The organism is Lysinibacillus sp. JNUCC-52 (assembly GCF_015999545.1).
Lineage (GTDB): Bacteria > Bacillota > Bacilli > Bacillales_A > Planococcaceae > Lysinibacillus.
On sequence record NZ_CP065546.1, the window covers coordinates 4,530,763 to 4,547,586 of the forward strand.

The 16,824-nt window shown below is 36.3% G+C and carries 20 protein-coding genes; 17 read left to right on the forward strand and 3 right to left on the reverse strand.

Annotation, left to right across the window (positions count from 1 at the left end):
* Positions 1 to 97 precede the first annotated feature (97 nt).
* The 9 genes from JNUCC52_RS22405 to JNUCC52_RS22445 all read left to right on the forward strand — a co-directional run bounded on the left by JNUCC52_RS22405 (position 98) and on the right by JNUCC52_RS22445 (position 5,778).
* Complete coding sequence (locus JNUCC52_RS22405; RefSeq protein WP_008179863.1) at positions 98 to 307, forward strand: hypothetical protein; 210 nt, start codon at positions 98 to 100, stop codon at positions 305 to 307.
* A 4-nt stretch (positions 308 to 311) separates the two neighbouring features.
* A complete protein-coding gene (locus JNUCC52_RS22410) occupies positions 312 to 689 on the forward strand; it encodes a hypothetical protein (RefSeq protein ID WP_173479067.1) in 378 nt (125 codons plus the stop codon).
* Between the two features lie 12 nt (positions 690 to 701).
* Positions 702 to 1,613 carry a stage III sporulation protein AE gene (locus JNUCC52_RS22415; protein ID WP_173479066.1) on the forward strand — a complete coding sequence of 304 codons (912 nt, stop codon included), beginning with the start codon at positions 702 to 704 and terminating at the stop codon, positions 1,611 to 1,613.
* A 1-nt stretch (position 1,614) separates the two neighbouring features.
* Positions 1,615 to 1,758, forward strand: a complete 144-nt coding sequence (locus JNUCC52_RS22420) for a hypothetical protein (protein ID WP_173479065.1) — start codon at positions 1,615 to 1,617, stop codon at positions 1,756 to 1,758.
* A gap of 62 nt (positions 1,759 to 1,820) precedes the next feature.
* Entirely contained in the window at positions 1,821 to 2,240 is a 420-nt protein-coding gene (locus JNUCC52_RS22425) for a SpoIIIAG-related protein (protein WP_173479064.1), read from the forward strand.
* Entirely contained in the window at positions 2,241 to 2,798 is a 558-nt protein-coding gene (locus JNUCC52_RS22430; RefSeq protein WP_173479063.1) for a SpoIIIAH-like family protein, read from the forward strand. It abuts the gene before it with no gap.
* A gap of 202 nt (positions 2,799 to 3,000) precedes the next feature.
* Positions 3,001 to 3,495, forward strand: coding sequence for an acetyl-CoA carboxylase biotin carboxyl carrier protein (gene accB / locus JNUCC52_RS22435; RefSeq protein ID WP_173479062.1), 495 nt, complete (start codon positions 3,001 to 3,003; stop codon positions 3,493 to 3,495).
* A gap of 12 nt (positions 3,496 to 3,507) precedes the next feature.
* Positions 3,508 to 4,866 (forward strand): acetyl-CoA carboxylase biotin carboxylase subunit, encoded by a 1,359-nt coding sequence (gene accC, locus JNUCC52_RS22440; protein ID WP_337980878.1) that lies wholly within the window; start codon positions 3,508 to 3,510, stop codon positions 4,864 to 4,866.
* A 138-nt stretch (positions 4,867 to 5,004) separates the two neighbouring features.
* Positions 5,005 to 5,778 carry a class I SAM-dependent methyltransferase gene (locus JNUCC52_RS22445; protein WP_337980879.1) on the forward strand — a complete coding sequence of 258 codons (774 nt, stop codon included), beginning with the start codon at positions 5,005 to 5,007 and terminating at the stop codon, positions 5,776 to 5,778.
* 120 nt (positions 5,779 to 5,898) lie between these two features.
* Here the strand turns inward: JNUCC52_RS22445 and JNUCC52_RS22450 are convergent, their stop codons facing one another.
* Positions 5,899 to 6,117 (reverse strand): hypothetical protein, encoded by a 219-nt coding sequence (locus JNUCC52_RS22450; protein WP_173479041.1) that lies wholly within the window; start codon positions 6,115 to 6,117, stop codon positions 5,899 to 5,901.
* Positions 6,118 to 6,442: 325 nt separating this feature from the next.
* Between JNUCC52_RS22450 and JNUCC52_RS22455 the strand changes: the two genes are divergently transcribed.
* The 6 genes from JNUCC52_RS22455 to JNUCC52_RS22480 all read left to right on the forward strand — a co-directional run bounded on the left by JNUCC52_RS22455 (position 6,443) and on the right by JNUCC52_RS22480 (position 12,665).
* Entirely contained in the window at positions 6,443 to 6,712 is a 270-nt protein-coding gene (locus tag JNUCC52_RS22455) for an HPr family phosphocarrier protein (RefSeq protein WP_173479040.1), read from the forward strand.
* The gene (gene ptsP / locus JNUCC52_RS22460) at positions 6,706 to 8,427 is read left to right on the forward strand and encodes a phosphoenolpyruvate--protein phosphotransferase (protein WP_337980880.1); all 1,722 of its coding nucleotides are present in this window, start codon (positions 6,706 to 6,708) and stop codon (positions 8,425 to 8,427) included. Before JNUCC52_RS22455 ends, ptsP begins: the two co-directional genes overlap by 7 nt.
* An 89-nt stretch (positions 8,428 to 8,516) precedes the next feature.
* Positions 8,517 to 9,269, forward strand: a complete 753-nt coding sequence (locus tag JNUCC52_RS22465) for a DeoR/GlpR family DNA-binding transcription regulator (protein ID WP_173479119.1) — start codon at positions 8,517 to 8,519, stop codon at positions 9,267 to 9,269.
* Positions 9,266 to 10,177 (forward strand): 1-phosphofructokinase, encoded by a 912-nt coding sequence (pfkB, locus tag JNUCC52_RS22470; protein ID WP_337980881.1) that lies wholly within the window; start codon positions 9,266 to 9,268, stop codon positions 10,175 to 10,177. The genes JNUCC52_RS22465 and pfkB overlap by 4 nt, the downstream gene beginning before the upstream one ends.
* Before the next feature lie 20 nt (positions 10,178 to 10,197).
* Positions 10,198 to 12,054, forward strand: a complete 1,857-nt coding sequence (locus tag JNUCC52_RS22475) for a PTS fructose transporter subunit IIABC (RefSeq protein WP_337980882.1) — start codon at positions 10,198 to 10,200, stop codon at positions 12,052 to 12,054.
* A gap of 203 nt (positions 12,055 to 12,257) precedes the next feature.
* Positions 12,258 to 12,665, forward strand: a complete 408-nt coding sequence (locus tag JNUCC52_RS22480; RefSeq protein ID WP_173479036.1) for an Asp23/Gls24 family envelope stress response protein — start codon at positions 12,258 to 12,260, stop codon at positions 12,663 to 12,665.
* A gap of 88 nt (positions 12,666 to 12,753) precedes the next feature.
* Here the strand turns inward: JNUCC52_RS22480 and JNUCC52_RS22485 are convergent, their stop codons facing one another.
* Positions 12,754 to 13,923, reverse strand: coding sequence for an MFS transporter (locus JNUCC52_RS22485; RefSeq protein WP_173479035.1), 1,170 nt, complete (start codon positions 13,921 to 13,923; stop codon positions 12,754 to 12,756).
* A 222-nt stretch (positions 13,924 to 14,145) separates the two neighbouring features.
* Positions 14,146 to 14,985: a MerR family transcriptional regulator gene (locus JNUCC52_RS22490; RefSeq protein WP_337980883.1), complete on the reverse strand. Its 840-nt coding sequence runs from the start codon at positions 14,983 to 14,985 to the stop codon at positions 14,146 to 14,148.
* A gap of 515 nt (positions 14,986 to 15,500) precedes the next feature.
* Between JNUCC52_RS22490 and nusB the strand changes: the two genes are divergently transcribed.
* Both nusB and folD read left to right on the forward strand, forming a co-directional pair.
* Positions 15,501 to 15,881, forward strand: a complete 381-nt coding sequence (gene nusB, locus JNUCC52_RS22495) for a transcription antitermination factor NusB (RefSeq protein ID WP_173479033.1) — start codon at positions 15,501 to 15,503, stop codon at positions 15,879 to 15,881.
* 34 nt (positions 15,882 to 15,915) lie between these two features.
* A complete protein-coding gene (gene folD, locus JNUCC52_RS22500) occupies positions 15,916 to 16,776 on the forward strand; it encodes a bifunctional methylenetetrahydrofolate dehydrogenase/methenyltetrahydrofolate cyclohydrolase FolD (RefSeq protein ID WP_173479032.1) in 861 nt (286 codons plus the stop codon).
* Positions 16,777 to 16,824 lie beyond the last annotated feature (48 nt).

The following is a 16,824-nucleotide window of genomic DNA, read 5'->3' on the forward strand; positions in this document are numbered from 1 at the left end:
GCCAGTCACTCAAACAATTCTGAATTGTTTGAGTGACTGGCACTGTTCTTTTTTTTTGGAGAGCGACATATATTGCTGTACACGAGGGGGCGTATGAATGGAATTACAGGACGTATTAAGAGTCGCTGGAGTGGGACTAGTAGTAGCGCTTCTTCATGTTTTTTTTGATCAAACAGGGAAGAAAGAATTTTCATTTTTCTTATTTTTCATTGCCTACTTATATATGACAGCAGAATTACTCAGATTTCTACGTCTATTTTTCACTGAAATATTAACATTCTTCCAGTGGTTGACCTCATCTGGGTAAGTAAATGGAAATTGTCATTGTTGCTGTTGTCATGCTGCTTTTATTGTTGCTTATAAAAGAAGTCATACAGCCACTCCACGCGCTAATAAGTGTTATGTTTTCGTTTTTGTTGTTCAGTCTTTTGTTTACGACACTCCTGTTGCCATTTATTAAACAATTACTCGGAATGCTTACATTTTTGCCATATGCAAAAGCCATAGTGATGAGTGCTAGCCTTTTTTATGTAGGGCAATGGGTGTCTATGTTATTAGTGGAGAATAGCTATAAAATTCTCGGCAGTATTGTTTTCGATGCTGTAAAAATTGTTATTTTGTTGTATTGGTTTAAAGAATTTTTGGATGTTTTACAGGGGGTGTCCGCTATTTTACAAAGGTTAAACTAAGGGGCGAGGCTGGTGCAGGAGCAACTCATTTCATTTTTAATCGATCCATTTTTTCTCTTGCTCAAGATGACGCTTATATTGTGTGGCTACGTCATCATTTTTTTGATTGTTAACATGATCATACCAGAATTTGAAAAAGGGACAAGAATACTTTTTTTTCTTATTGTGTTAGCAACTATAGGGCCTGTAGTCGTCAATTCATTTCAACTAATTGATGAAATTGCAAAAGGACTTTCACATATATTTACGGCATTTTATCCCATTCTTACTTCAAGTTTTTTGTTATCTAGCAGCATCACTGCTATTGCTTCTTGGCAGCCTTTTTTGCTTTTTTTTGTACAAGTCCTCACGATTATTAGTAGTAAATGGCTTATCCCAGGTGTGCTTTTTGCCATCGTTTTTGATGTATGTAGTGTCATTGTCAAAGAAATATCTTTTACAAGAATTGCAGAGTTAATCCGTTTTACCATTATGAGTATCGTTTCAGCATCCGTTATTTGCTACATCATTTTAATGTCGGCAAGCGGAGTTGCAGCATTTAGTGTTAATAAAGCTGTTGCTGAGCCAGTAAAAAAATTAATTGAAGAAAATATTCCAGTAGTCGGTTCATTTATTGTTGATAGTTTTTCGATGTTTCAGCATATGACTCAATTTTCTACATCCATTAGTAGTATCAGTGCCTTTATAGCAGTTATTACAGTATCGTTTATTCCGACTGTCCAGCTCGTAGTGAGTGCATACTCGTTGAAACTATTAGCAGCTATTTTAGAACCGATTGCTTTTGATGATATTTGTAAATTACTCGATCATGTTAGTAAATCTCTATTTACTTTATGTGCAGTATCATTTCTAATTGCTTTTTCATTTATGTTTTCTTGTTTTTTCCTTATCGTTTTCGTGCAAGTGATGGTTGGGGGGAGATAGATTGATTCTTTTATTGGCGTTGCTCTTTATTTGTCAATTATTCGTATTTCTAACTGATGACCAACAAATAATTTCACTAACAAAACTTGTCATTACGTTAGTATTTTTGCAAATGCTATTAAAGATTCCATTTATCAATTCATAGGAGGAAACAAGCGTACATACACTTGAAAAAGAGATGATGAAAGGAGGCAATGTAGAAGTGATGTGGAAAAGGTACGAAAAAAAACAACGTCATTTATTGTATTAATGCTTATTGCTGCCTCCGTAGGAATTTTCATCGTGTTACCTATGTATCAAACGAATTCAACAAATGACCAAGTAACACCGAATACGAATGAAGAAAAACTTGAGCAAACGCTTAAGGCTATGCAAGGCGTTGGGGAGGTAAAAGTATATTTTTATTACGGAGAGATGACAGATGCGAAGGATGAAAATAAACTATTTAGCCAGTATTTTCGAGGGACTGACCAAAGTACGAAGGATGTAACAGGAATGCTAATTGTTTCAGAAGGTGCATCAGATATTTTTGTCAAAAATGAAATACGTGCTGTCGTCAGTCAAGTGATGCAATTACCTATTCATCGAATTATTATCGTTCCAATGGAAAATAAGGAGGAAAAGTAAATGCGCGTACGTAGAAGAACAGTTTGGTTTATGACATTATTAAGTCTAGTAGCAGTAATTTCAGTTTATTATTTGGTTGATCCTGCAAAACAATTTAATGGCTTAACAATTTTTACAGATGATACATTACAGCAAACAGCGATTACAGGTGTTACAGATCAGGAGGCAACGAATCAAGATGCAACGCAAGAAGTATTGTCTCCAAGTCACTTATTTGAAGAAATGCGTATGCAAGTTAGTGATGAAAGAAGTCAATTACGTCAACAGCTAACACAAAAAATTGGTTCAGAAGAATATACTGCTGAAGAAAAAAATGAAGCCTTTAATGAAATTGACGGTTTAATTAAACAGGAATCGGCAGAGGCAATGCTTGAAATGCTTATTAAATCATTAGGCTATTCCGATGCTTTTGTTAGAGCGGAAGGTGAGAAAGTTTCTGTCACAGTTATGGCGGAAGAGTTATCAAAATCACAAGCAAATGAGATTATTTATCTAGTAAAAACAGAGTGGGAAGGCGCAAATGACGTGCAAGTTAAATTCAGCGCAAACAACTACTAGAAAATTTAAAGAAAAAAAGGAATATTCCGTTTATTAACTCATCGTTGTTATATATCAGCATAATGAAAAGGCTTTCGTTTAGTAAAAGAAAGCCTTTTATTATGTTTATATTTACTTAATTTTCATTTAAGTGTTTCAAATTGTGTCAAAAAAATATAGAATAGTGATTGTAGTAGATTTTATTTCATAAGGAGAGTTAGAAATGTTCAAAATTCAAGAAATTCGTGAAATTATTAAATTAGTAGATTCTTCTTCAATCGACGAGTTCGTTTATGAAGTAGATGGCGCAAAAGTTAAATTAAAAAAGAATGGTGTTGTTGTTACTGAAACTGTGGCACCTAAAAAAGTAGAAACAGCCCCTGTTGTACAACAATCTGCACCAGCTACACCTGTAGCAGCTCCAGCTCCAGCAAAAGTTGAAGAAGCACCCGCAACACCTGCAAGTAACGACCCATCGTTACATAAAATTGTATCACCAATGGTAGGTACGTTCTATGCAGCTCCAAACCCAGATTCACCAGCATACGTAAAAGTGGGCGACAAAGTAGGCGACGAAACAATTGTTTGTATCGTAGAAGCGATGAAGCTATTCAACGAAATCGAAGCAGAAGTTAAAGGTGAAATCGTTGAAGTACTAGCTAAAGATGGCGATTTAGTAGAATACGGTCAACCATTATTCCTTGTAAAAGCTGAGTAAGGAGTGCAAACCATGAAAAAAGTTTTAATCGCAAACCGCGGCGAAATCGCTGTACGTATTATTCGTGCTTGTAAAGAGTTAGGCATCAAATCAGTTGCCGTATTTTCTGAAGCAGATGCAGATGCATTACATGTGAAGTTAGCAGACGAAGCTTATTGTATCGGTCCGAAGCTATCAAAAGATTCTTATTTAAGCTTCCCAGCATTATTAAGCGTGGCAGAAAAAACAGGAGCAGACGGTATCCATCCTGGTTACGGTTTCGTTTCTGAAAATGCTGATTTTGCTGAGGCGTGTGAAAATGCGGGCATTAAATTTATTGGTCCTTCATCTGATTCAATTAAAATCATGGGGATTAAAGACGTTGCTCGTACAACAATGGAAGCTGCAGGTGTTCCACTTGTTCCAGGTACTGGTATTGTACCAGATATCGAAACAGGTAAAGAGTGGGCTGCGAAAATCGGTTACCCTGTAATTATTAAAGCAACTGCTGGGGGTGGCGGTAAAGGTATCCGTGTAGCTCGTACAGAAGAAGATCTTGTAAAAGGCATTGATATTACGCAAAAAGAGGCTGCTGCAGCGTTCGGTAACCCTGGCGTATATTTAGAAAAATTCATCGAATACTTCCGTCACTGTGAAATTCAAGTGTTAGCTGATAGTTTCGGTAATGTCGTACATTTAGGCGAACGTGACTGTACAGTACAACGTCGTATGCAGAAGTTAGTAGAGGAAGCTCCATCTCCTGCACTATCATCTGAACGTCGTGCAGAAATGGGTGCAGCAGCGGTGAAAGCAGCCGAAGCCTGTAACTATGAAGGTGCTGGTACAATCGAGTTCATCTACGACTATCAAGAGGACAAGTTCTACTTCATGGAAATGAATACGCGTATCCAAGTAGAACACCCAGTAACAGAAATGATTTCTGGTGTCGATCTTGTGCAACAACAATTAAAAATTGCATCTGGTGAGAAACTTCCATTCACACAAGATGATATTAAAATAAATGGTTGGGCAATTGAATGCCGTATTAACGCAGAAAATGCATACAAAAACTTCATGCCATCAGCTGGTACTGTAGACACTTACATCACACCAGGTGGCTATGGTGTACGTATCGATTCTGCTGTTTATGCAGGTTATACAATTCCTCCATACTACGATTCAATGGTAGCAAAACTTATTGTTCATGCTGATACGCGTGAAGAAGCCATTGCAAAAATGAATCGCGCGCTTGGCGAATTTGAAGTAGCTGGTCCTGGTATCAATACGACAATTCCATTCCACCAAGCACTAATGAACAATGACGTTTTCAAATCTGCGCAATTCAACACGAAATTCTTGGAAGAGAACGACGTATTAGGAACAAGCAAATAATTGATTTGTTAATACCCTTCTGACTTTTACTAGTCAGGAGGTTTTTTTGCGTCTAAAGAGAAATGGGGAGGGATTATTTTTTCTATTTTATGTTAAAATTATTAATTAATAGAAATAGCGAATTGATAGGGGGCTAACATGGTTTTTTATAATTTTGAAGAATACGATGACCCGACTTTATATGATAAAGAAAATGAACAATACATGCCCGAATTGCCATTTTTGCAAAAATGGGCATCAAATACGCAAGGTACTATTATTGATTTAGCTTGTGGCACGGGGAGAATAACTATTCCATTGGCTACAAACGGTTGCAAATTGATAGGAGTAGACATACATGAAGGCATGTTAAATGAGGCAAAGAAAAAGGCATCTAATCTTGATTTGCCAATCAAATGGGTGGAACAAGATTGTACGAAATTGAATTTAACAACTAAAAGTAATTTCATCTATTCAGTAGGTAATACATTTCAACATTTCCTTACAAACCAATTGCAAGATGAATTCCTTTCCTCTGTGCACAAGCATTTAGAAATTAGTGGCATTTTCATTTTTGGTACAAGGTTCCCGAGTGTTGAGGAATTGCTGCAACCGAGCACAGAAGAATATTGGAGAACTTATACTGATAGTGAAACGCTTCAAATTGTAGACCTTTATACGATTAGTCATTATGATTCATTAAATCAAATTCAACACTATACGACGAATAGAAAGTATAAAAACAATGATGGTCAAATTGTAGATGAAAAGAGCACTAAAATTAGCTTAAGATATGTCTTTCCAAAAGAAATGGAAAGGTTGTTGTTTTACAATGGCTTTGAAATCATTGCGGTTTATCAGGATTGGAACGAAACGCCAGCCACAAATGATAGTTATGGGTTAGTATATGTTTGTAAAAAAATAAGCAAATGAAATATTGAAATGATTTTCTTTTCCTTCAACTTTAAGTAGATTGAAGGTTTTTTTATGTAAGCATCCTAAAGAACTTACGTATAAGCATATATCTTATCCCAGAAGTTCATGATGTAAAAATTAATATAGTTTATTCATTAAGAAAAAATTTAGCCCCCAACCAATAATTGAAACAACAATAATACTCCAAGCATGTTTCTTGCGCTGTTTTACACCGACAATTCCCATAATCAACCCTAATAATGGAAATATAATTAAACCGATAATATATGCAAAAATATTGTAGGTTTGATAACTGTATATTTCGCTTTCTTCATTTTCAATTGTTTCAGTTTCCATCTTCATTCCCCTATCTACTGCTGTCTGAATAATCTTTATGTATTATAGCATTTAGGAAAAGAGAATGGTAGATAAATGGAAAAGGGGGCGTGAAGACCAAATAAGCAAATTCCTTTAGCTTGAAAAATGCTGCTTGTTTTTGGGCGTTTTTGGATGGAAATGATTGAATGTAGTTTTTCGATGTTCTATAATAAAACCGTAAAACGAATGGCTCGTGGCTGGATTGATTGAACTTAAAACTGTAACATAAACATCCAAAAACAATCATGAAAACCACTTAAACTTCTTGATAAATCATAGGAAAAATTTCTAGGGGGATATCAAAATGAAAAAAACATTCAAAATTACAGTACTAGAAGGTTTACATGCAAGACCATCGACATTATTAGTAACAACTGTGTCCTCATTTAAATCGGACGTTACCATTACATACAAAGATAGATCTGCAAATTTAAAATCAATTATGGGCGTTATGTCACTGGCGATTTCACTGGGTTCAGTTATAGAAATTTCAGCTGAAGGTGCAGACGCACAACAATTAATGGATAAAGTAACAAAAGTAATCATCTCTCAAGGGATTGGTGAAGAATGCTAGAAATAAAAGGGATTGCTGTTTCCGATGGTATCGCTGTAGCGAAAGCTTATTGTTTAGTTGAACCCGACTTGTCGTTTAAAAAAGAAAGGATTGAGGATATCGATGCAGAAAAGGATAGATTGCAAGAGGCGATTATCAAAGCAAAATTGGAATTAGAAAATATCCGCGCTATTGCCAATCGAAAATTCGGCGCTGAAAAGGCAGCTATTTTTTCCGCGCATTTATTGCTGTTAGCTGATCCAGAAATTATGGTAGCAATTGAAACAATAATTAATGATGGCTGGAATGCAGAATTTGCTGTCCAAAAAACCGCCAATACATATATTGAAATGTTTGAAGCAATGGAAAATGGATATATGCAAGAACGTGCGGCAGATATTCGCGATATTTCAACTCGCTTACTAGCTCATTTGATAGGTATAGAAATAGCGGATTATAGCCGTATATCTACAGATGTCATTATTGTTGCGGAAGATTTAACTCCATCTATAACGGCCCAATTAGATACATCCTATGTAAAAGGCTTTATTACTAATATAGGGGGCGTAACTTCACATTCTGCTATTTTAGCGAGAATGATGGAGATTCCCGCTATTGTGGGCACTAAAACAGCCACGCAAGATATTGTGCAAGGGGCTCCAGTTATTATTGATAGTGCGAGTGGCAAAGTAATTATAAATGCTACGGAGGAAATACTCGATAATTACTTGGAGAAACAGAAAGCTTACAATGAGAAGAAACAATTACTGAAGCAATACTGTTTTAGTGATAGCGTGAGCGCTGATGGTTATCGTGTAGAAATTGCAGGGAACATCGGGAAGCCAGAAGATGTGGAATCGATTATTGCAAATGGTGGGGATGGAATCGGACTATTTCGTACCGAATTTTTATATATGAATCGCCATGAATTGCCAACTGAAGAAGAGCAATTTATAGCGTACAAAACGGTTCTTGAAAAAATGCAAGGCAAACCTACTGTCGTTCGCACATTGGATATTGGTGGCGATAAAAACCTTCCTTATTTAAAACTAGAGCATGAGATGAATCCTTTTTTAGGTTATCGTGCAGTACGTCTCTGTTTAGACATGCGGGGCATTTTCCGTACGCAATTACGTGCCCTTTTAAGAGCAAGCATTTACGGTAATTTGAAAATAATGTTCCCAATGATTGCAACACTTGAAGAATTTAGAGAGGCAAAATCATTATTATTTGAGGAAAAACAAAAGCTTCTAAATGAAGGAATTGCAGTATCTAAAACGATTGAAGTAGGGATGATGGTTGAAATCCCATCTGCAGCAATTATTGCTGATATATTCGCGCAAGAGGCTGATTTTCTATCAATTGGAACGAATGATTTAATACAATATACTTTAGCAGCAGACCGTATGAATGAAAAAGTTTCGTATTTGTATCAGCCTTATCATCCTGCCATTTTAAGGCTTGTGAAAACAGTCATTGAGGCTGCACATAAAAATGGTAAATGGGTAGGAATGTGTGGTGAAATGGCTAGAGACGAAATAGCTATTCCGATTTTGTTGGCGCTTGGATTAGATGAATTTTCAATGAGTGCTCCGTCTATATTAAAGGCACGTGCACAAATTGCGAAATTAGCTAAAACGGAACTAACTGAGCATCTTGAGCAAATATTTAAACTAACGACAGCGCTTGAAGTAGAAGGTTACGTTAAAAAGTATTTATTAAAATCGTGTCAATAAAATTTATAGTTAAATTAGGCTGTAGCTAAAGTCGAAGTTTTCGAGTTTAACTGCAATTTTTTTATAACATAACAAGAGGGTGTAGGCTTATTATTACAGCGGAACGACATCATATTATTTTAGATTTATTAACTTCTAATGGTGTAGTGGAGTTGCAGAATTTAGTGCTAAGAACGAAAACATCCGAGTCAACGATTAGGAGAGATTTAGCACTTTTAGAAGAGCAAGGACTACTGAAGCGGATTCATGGAGGAGCAACGCATCCTTCTTCCAAAATTGATGAGCCAACAATCCATGATAAATCATCCATCAACCTTTATGATAAGCAAATCATTGCTAAAGCTGCCGCGAGCATGATTCGTGACGGAGATTGTGTTTATTTTGATGCAGGATCGACTGTTTCTGAAATGATTCCTTTTGTCAAAAATAAAAAAATCATCGTTGTAACGAATGGCTTGATGCATGTTGATGCATTAACGTCAGCCAATATCCCGACCTATATATTAGGCGGAAGAATAAAAATGAATACGAAAGCAATAGTTGGCACTGTAGCGCAAGAAAATTTAAAACAGTATCGATTTGATAAGTGCTTTTTAGGTATGAACGGCGTTGATGTAAAGTATGGATTTACAACGCCTGATCCTGAAGAAGCTGCGCTTAAGAAAACTGCAATGCAATTAGCTGAAGAAACGTTTGTTTTGGCTGATAAGAGTAAGTTCTCAGAAATATTTTTTGCAAAAGTAGCGGAGATAGAAAAGGCAAGCATTATGACAACGAATGTGGATAATGACACTATTAAAGAATACTTAGAAAAAACAAGCTTGAAGGTTGTGACATCATGATTTATACAGTAACACTTAATCCCTCTATTGACTTAGTTGTTGAGGTGGCCAATTTTCAAATCAATCAAATCAATCGTATTGAGCGTGAGCGTAAATTTCCAGGTGGAAAAGGAATCAATGTATCTCGTGTTTTAAACACGATTGGCGTCCCTTCTGTCGCATTAGGTTTTATTGGAGGCTTTACAGGAGCATTCATTCAAGGCGCGTTAGAAAGTGAAGGGATTCAAACAGATTTGGTAAAAATACAGGAAGATACTCGAATAAACATCAAGCTGAAAACAGGGAAAGAGACTGAAATGAATGCTCAAGGACCTGCTCTAACCGAACAAAATATACGGGAGTTATATAAAAAGTTAGAGAGCTTACAACAAGGCGATTTTTTAGTTTTAGCAGGCAGCATCCCTCCTTCACTGCCTAAAACCTTTTATTCAGATTTAACAAGGATGTATCGTACACGTGGAGTGAAAGTTGTAGTGGATGCGGGTGGAAATGTTTTGGCTGAAGTATTACAAAATAAGCCCTTTTTAGTAAAACCGAATCATCATGAGTTAAGCGATTTGTTCGGCGTTGCAATTAAGACGTTTGATGAAATCATTTCATACGGTAAAAAAGTTGTAGAAATGGGAGCTGAAAATGTGATTGTTTCAATGGCTGGCGATGGCGCACTGCTATTTACAAATGGTGAAGTTTACAAGGCTTCTATACCGAAAGGTGAAGTGGTGAATTCTGTAGGAGCAGGTGACTCGTTAGTAGCAGGCTTTATTGGCACTTATGCGAAAGAGCAAAACTTTAGTAAAGCATTCCAAATGGCTGTTGCAAGCGGAAGTGCTACTACTTTTAGCGAAGATTTAGCTTCAAAAGAAAAAATTGATTTTTTATTTGATCAAGTAACTATCAAAAAAATTTAATATAGGTGGTGTAGTCGACTATGAAAATTACGGATTTATTAAAAAAAGATACCGTTATTATCGATTTGGCTGCTACTAGCAAAGATGCAGCTATAGATGAAATGGCTAAAAAATTACATATAGCTGGATGTTTAAACAATTTTGATGGATTTAAAGAAGCGATCTTAAAGAGAGAATATCAGAGTACTACTGGTATCGGGGAAGGGATTGCGATTCCTCATGCAAAAACAGATGCAGTAAAAACACCATCCATTTTATTTGCAAAATCTGCGAAAGGTGTAGATTATGAATCATTAGATGGACAACCAGCCCATCTATTATTTATGATTGCAGCAAGTGATGGTACTAATAATGAGCATCTTGAAACATTATCTCGTCTTTCTTCCTTATTGATGGATACAACGTTGCGCGAGAATTTATTAGCGGCGCAATCTCCAGAAGATGTGATTCGTATAATTGAAGCGAAAGAAAATGAAGAAGAAACTGCAAAAAAGAAAGACAGAGAGCGACTAATTCTAGCTGTAACTGCATGTCCTACAGGTATTGCTCATACATATATGGCTGCTGATGCATTACAGGCAAAAGCAAAAGAAAGAGGAATTGCAATAAAAGTTGAAACAAATGGTTCAACTGGAATTAAGAACGCTTTAACTGCAAAGGAAATTGACAAAGCAACAGCGATTATCGTTGCAGCCGATAAGCAAGTTGAAATGAGCCGTTTTGACGGTAAACATGTCATTAAAGTACCTGTTGCAGCGGGTATTCGTAAACCAGATGAGTTGCTTGACCGTGCTTTAAATCAAGATGCACCAATTTTTAATGTAACACGTGAATCTAGTGGCAATACTGAAGAAGGCATTACTGAAAATAGGTTCAAAGAATACTTCTATAAACCATTGATGAACGGTATCTCTAATATGTTACCGTTTGTTGTTGGTGGCGGTTTATTAATTGCTTTATCTTTCTTAATCGGAGGAATTAATGCTGAAGGACTTTTTGCTGAAGCTCTAAATTTAATAGGTGGTGGAAATGCCTTTGCATTACTTATACCCGTATTAGCTGGATTTATTGCAATGGGGATTGCTGATCGTCTTGGTTTAGCGCCTGGTATGGTTGGTGGTTTCTTAGCTGCTTCAGGTGGTGCGGGATTTTTAGGGGGATTAGTGGCAGGGTTTTTAGCAGGTTATGTTGTTTTAGGCTTAATAAAACTATTTTCTCATTTACCTCAGTCATTCGAGGGAATCAAGCCTGTACTGCTATATCCATTTTTTAGCATGGTGATTGTCGGCTTCATTATGATATTTGTTGTGAATACCCCTGTGAAATGGATAATGGATGGATTAACTGCATGGTTAAATAGTTTAAGCGGAACAAATATCATATTTTTAGGTATTATCCTTGCGGGGATGATGGCAGTTGATATGGGGGGCCCAATTAATAAGGCGGCCTTCACATTCGGTATAGCGATGATCGATGCAGGTCATTATGCTCCTCAGGCAGCAGTCATGATTGGTGGTATGATTCCACCGCTTGGTTTAGCCCTCGCTACAACATTCTTTAAAAAGAAATTTACGCTAGCTCAACGTGATGCTGGTAAAACAAACTTTGTTATGGGTCTTTCCTTCATTACAGAAGGAGCAATTCCATTTGCAGCAGCAGATCCGATACGTGTTATCGTTAGTTCTGTTATCGGTGCAGCAATTGCTGGTGGTTTAGCTTTATATTTTGGCTGTACACTTCAAGCTCCACACGGTGGTATCTTTGTCATTTGGGCCGTGAAAAACCCACTTATGTACCTAGTGTCGTTAGTAGTTGGTGCAGTGGTTACGGCTGCTATCGTTGGATTGTGGAAAAAGCCACTTGTAGAAAAAATGTAATGTATATAAAAAAACAATTCAAAACTGAAAAAATAAACTTAACAATTTGCTCGCTTCGTTTTGAAAAGAGGGATTATAATCAATGACCGAGCTGTATTCAAAAAATGAAAAGCGTCTTTCCTAAGCTAAACCTTCCTTTTTATAGTATAATAAGCATAACAACAGCATTTGCTTGCGATGCGTAGTGGAAAGGATGATATTGTATGGCAGAGAAAGTAGGACAATCTTTCGTACAACCAACTCCTTCTGGTAAAGAAGAGCTTGGGAAAATTGAAGTAGCTGCAGAAGTGATTGAAATTGTAGCTGGAATCGCGGTTAACGAGGTAGAGGGTATCGCAGCAACTCGTGGCAATATTGCAACTGGCGTCGTTGAACGTTTCGGTAAAAAAGTACACAATAAAGGCATTAAATCAGGTGTCACAGAAAATGGAGAAATCGCTATTGATGTATTTTGCTCTGTAAAATATGGCTATGCGATTCCGAAAGTGGCAAAGGATGTACAAACGCAAATTCGCCAAGCAATTTTAAATATGACTGCACTTGAAACAGCCGAGGTGAATGTACATATTACAGGTATTCACTTCGAAAAAGAGGAAGTAATGATACAATAATTAAAAAAAGAGGGGCTGCCAGCGTGGTGAATATTTCACCATAGCAGGCAACTCCTCTTTTTTATTTTGTGATTAACAACTTTAACAGTTATAAAGCGATATCTTTTGGTTTCCTCCAGAAAAATGCGAGGATAATACCGAAAACTAAGACGATTGTAGCGAAGTAATATGGATAGTTTAAATCAATGTCGAATAACATGCCTCCAATGATTGGTCCAAAAATATTTCCGAGACTTGTGAACATTGAGTTCATTCCTCCGACAAAGCCTTGCTCATTCCCCGCGATTTTAGATAAATAAGAAGTAACGGCAGGTCTGATTAAATCGAAGCCAACAAAAATAAAGAATGTAACAAATAATATGGCGAAATAATGATTAACCATTGTCATCGCAAATGTCAGTACAGCAGAAAGGATGAGTGAGTATCGAATTACGTTGATTTCGCCCATTTTCTTTGTAAGCCAATCAAATAATAACAACTGTGCAAGTGCGCCAATAATTCCACTTCCGGTAATAATAATGGCAATATCCGATGGTGTAAATGCAAATTTATGATCGACGAATAAACTAAAGAGTGATTCGAATGCTGCTAGACCAAAGGAAAGGACAAAAATAAGCACAAACGCGATAAAGTATAAAGGACTAAAAACACGCTTTGCACTGCTTAAAATAGATGGAGCAGCTTCAGTGTCATCCATTGCACGTGTAGGTTCTTTTAATAGTGTAAACGATAATATTGCCGCTATAAAACCGAGTACACCTGCAGCGTAAAAAGGTATACGTGTGCCGAATTCTGCTAAAAATCCACCGAGTCCTGGTCCGATAATAAAACCAGTGCTAATCGCTGCACTCATATAGCCGAGTGCTTTTGGACGCTGTGCCATTGTTGTGATATCGGCGATAAATGCAGTTACTGCGGGCATGATAAAAGCAGCACTTACACCACCAAGCATGCGTGATATAAATAAAATTTCAATTGAGCGGCCCATCCCGAATAAAAGTTCTGAAAGTCCAAAAATAATTAGACCAACAACAATCATAACTTTTCGACCAACGCGATCGACTAGTCTTCCTGCGATTGGCGATACAATAAGTTGGGTAATGGCAAATGCTGCAACCATATAGCCAACGACAGAGCCTGTTATATTCAGTTCATTCATGATAGTTGGCAATACGGGAATAACCAATCCTATCCCTAAAAAGGCAATGAATAAATTGGATAACAAAATAGTTAAGGTTAAAGCTTGTTTCTTGTTCATTTTTCTCTCCTTCAACATTTCACAATACATGAGATTGATAATCTACTAGAAGATTTCCATCTAATACAATAAACCCTATAGTAACTATAGGGTCAAAAGATTTGTTTTAATTTTTGTTATTACTTTCTAGGCATTATTAGTGTGCAAGTAAAACGCAATAGTTATACAGTATACATCCATTAAAAACCTGTTAAAAGAGGGGTTAAAGCGCAAAAGAGAAGGCTAAATAGCATTTTGTCTAATTTTTAATTCGACAATAAATTTCTTTTCACGCTCAGATGAAATTGTTGTAGGCATATAAAATTCGTAAACGGTTGATTCAAATGATGCTTTCTGAGAATCTACATGTTTTTTAAGCTTTTCATAAAAAGAAAAATACGTATCGGGATGGTAAATAAAAGCGATGCAAGCATACTTACCTCCTGGTACAATCGTTTGCTTTACGTTAGCAGACAGTTTAGAAAAAGTCCGTTCCGTTAATAGTGGTGTGAATATTGCATCATAAATAATATCATTCACATCTTGATAATGCGCGAGCGGAAAAATACATCCATATCGACTATTTAAGACACTTCCTTCGTTTTCAATGATTTTTGTTAATGTTCCATAATACGTATTGGTGCTAGATGTAGGCGTAAGTTCAGTCGTAGTAACTTGTAATATAGGCATTTCTTCTTCAAAACGTGTATATACCTCTCCGAAGATTGGAATTTCAATTTGCTCTTGCATCTGTTTTTTCGTTTTTAATAAGGTATATTTCACTTCGTTGAGTCGTGAAATTTTCTCCTCCAAACGTTGCTCTTGGTGTTCTAAAAAGCCAAGTAGCTCCTCAGATGTCAGCATAAGTGCCTTTTTTATATCCTCTAGCGATGTGCCAATGTATTTGAGCGATTTAATGATATCTAAATAAAAAATCTGACTATCTTTATAATAGCGATAATTGCTAGCGGAATCTGTATAAGCAGGTTTAAACAAATCAATTTGGTCATAATATCGCAGTGTTTGCACAGATAGATTTGCTAATTTTGCGACCTCACCAATAGTATAATAATGTTCTTTCATAGTTGGCCTCCACTAGTGTTAATGTAGCATTTGCTTTTAGTTTATTTTTAGACATAAAGGTTTATTGAAAGTATTATAGAACATTTTAGACTTCTATCCATTACAAAATATAATGTAGCTCATAATAATAAGGAAGTTAATAATTATGTCAATAAAATGAAGACGGAGTTTTAAATAATTTCGGCTGAAAAAGAAAATGCTTTAGTCATGTTGTACAAGGTTTCTTAAGTTAAGCATTTTGTTTTCAATTACAGAAAAAATTTGAATCAGCTAGGATTGTCTACGATTTGGGGAACCTTAAATGGTGTTTTTCCGTATTAATAAATGAAAGATTTATTAAAGAAAAAACAAAGGTAGCATTTCTTTTTATTCATATCAACAAAGTTGAAGAGAAAAATAAGTAGAAAGTTGCTTGAAAAAGGTTTCAGATTATTGAAAACTTGCTTGAATTCGTGTTTCTCGTATGAATTTATGCTATTATAAACCTTAATGCCACTTAAGAAGGAGAGCTTTACATGAAACGACATGAAGCACGTGAAAAAGCGTTGCAAGTTTTGTTTCAGCTAGACAATACTGATCTTACAGTCGAAGAAGCAAAAGAACATATTAAAGGTCAACCTACAAATGCTTTCTACGAAAAGATTATTAATGGAACAGCTGAACATTTAGAGGAAATTGATGCGGCATTATCGCAGCATCTAGAAAAGTGGTCACTTGCCCGTCTACCGAAAATTGAGAGAACAGTTTTAAGACTAGCTGTATATGAACTTTTATACATGCAAGAAACACCAAAAAGAGTAGTACTTAATGAAGCAATCGAGTTATGCAAAACATTTGGAGACGATGGTTCGTCGAAATTTGTCAATGGCGTACTTTCTAAATTTACAGAACAATAAAAACGTGTTGAATTGGAAGGAGTAACTAAGGTTTATGTCAAGTGCAATTATTAATGGTAAAGAGATTGGTCAAGAAATTCGTAATTCAGTAGCAGAGCGCGTTGCTCGATTAAAAGAGCAAGGATTAACACCAGGCTTAGCAGTTGTTCTAGTAGGGGACAACCAAGCTTCGGCTACATATGTGAGAAATAAGCAAAAATCTTGTGAAGCGATTGGGATGTTTTCGGAGTTAATTAAACTACCTGAGGAAACGACACAAGACGAGCTTTTAGTGCAAATTGAATTATTAAATACTCGTGAAGATATTCATGGGATTTTAGTACAATTACCACTGCCAAAACATATTGATGAGAATATTGTTATAGCTACAATCGCTGTTGAAAAAGACGTTGATGGCTTCTCGCCTGTCAGCGTTGGGAAGATGATGCTTGGCCAAGAAACATTTTTACCATGTACACCGTTTGGCGTGATGAAACTTCTTGAATATTCAGGGATTGAAATCGCAGGTAAGCATGCAGTAATTGTTGGTAGAAGTCATATCGTAGGGAAACCGATGGGCCAACTATTATTACAAAAAGATGCAACAGTGACATATACACATTCAAAAACACCAGATTTACCTTCATTCACAAAACAAGCGGATATTTTAATTGCAGCGGTTGGTCGTGCGAATTTTATTACAAAAGAGCATGTCAAAGAAGGGGCTGTTGTTATTGATGTCGGTATTAACCGTGATGAAAACAACAAACTTTGCGGAGATGTAAACTTTACAGAGGTTGACGGTATTGCATCTCACATTACACCAGTACCAGGCGGTGTAGGACCGATGACAATCACAATGTTACTCTTCAACACAGTGCAGGCAGCAGAAATAAAACTTGCAAAAATAAAGTAATAATTTAAAATAGAATCTTTCGTTTGCTTAGAGAGCCATCTCAGTACT

Coding starts and splice junctions, on each gene's coding strand:
- JNUCC52_RS22405 (WP_008179863.1), top strand. CDS start 98: ATGGAATTACAGGACGTATTAAGAGTCGCTGGAGTGGGACTAGTAGTA.
- JNUCC52_RS22410 (WP_173479067.1), top strand. CDS start 312: ATGGAAATTGTCATTGTTGCTGTTGTCATGCTGCTTTTATTGTTGCTT.
- JNUCC52_RS22430 (WP_173479063.1), top strand. CDS start 2,241: ATGCGCGTACGTAGAAGAACAGTTTGGTTTATGACATTATTAAGTCTA.
- accB (WP_173479062.1), top strand. CDS start 3,001: ATGTTCAAAATTCAAGAAATTCGTGAAATTATTAAATTAGTAGATTCT.
- accC (WP_337980878.1), top strand. CDS start 3,508: ATGAAAAAAGTTTTAATCGCAAACCGCGGCGAAATCGCTGTACGTATT.
- JNUCC52_RS22445 (WP_337980879.1), top strand. CDS start 5,005: ATGGTTTTTTATAATTTTGAAGAATACGATGACCCGACTTTATATGAT.
- JNUCC52_RS22450 (WP_173479041.1), bottom strand. CDS start 6,117: ATGGAAACTGAAACAATTGAAAATGAAGAAAGCGAAATATACAGTTAT.
- JNUCC52_RS22455 (WP_173479040.1), top strand. CDS start 6,443: ATGAAAAAAACATTCAAAATTACAGTACTAGAAGGTTTACATGCAAGA.
- ptsP (WP_337980880.1), top strand. CDS start 6,706: ATGCTAGAAATAAAAGGGATTGCTGTTTCCGATGGTATCGCTGTAGCG.
- pfkB (WP_337980881.1), top strand. CDS start 9,266: ATGATTTATACAGTAACACTTAATCCCTCTATTGACTTAGTTGTTGAG.
- JNUCC52_RS22475 (WP_337980882.1), top strand. CDS start 10,198: ATGAAAATTACGGATTTATTAAAAAAAGATACCGTTATTATCGATTTG.
- JNUCC52_RS22480 (WP_173479036.1), top strand. CDS start 12,258: ATGGCAGAGAAAGTAGGACAATCTTTCGTACAACCAACTCCTTCTGGT.
- JNUCC52_RS22485 (WP_173479035.1), bottom strand. CDS start 13,923: ATGAACAAGAAACAAGCTTTAACCTTAACTATTTTGTTATCCAATTTA.
- JNUCC52_RS22490 (WP_337980883.1), bottom strand. CDS start 14,985: ATGAAAGAACATTATTATACTATTGGTGAGGTCGCAAAATTAGCAAAT.
- nusB (WP_173479033.1), top strand. CDS start 15,501: ATGAAACGACATGAAGCACGTGAAAAAGCGTTGCAAGTTTTGTTTCAG.
- folD (WP_173479032.1), top strand. CDS start 15,916: ATGTCAAGTGCAATTATTAATGGTAAAGAGATTGGTCAAGAAATTCGT.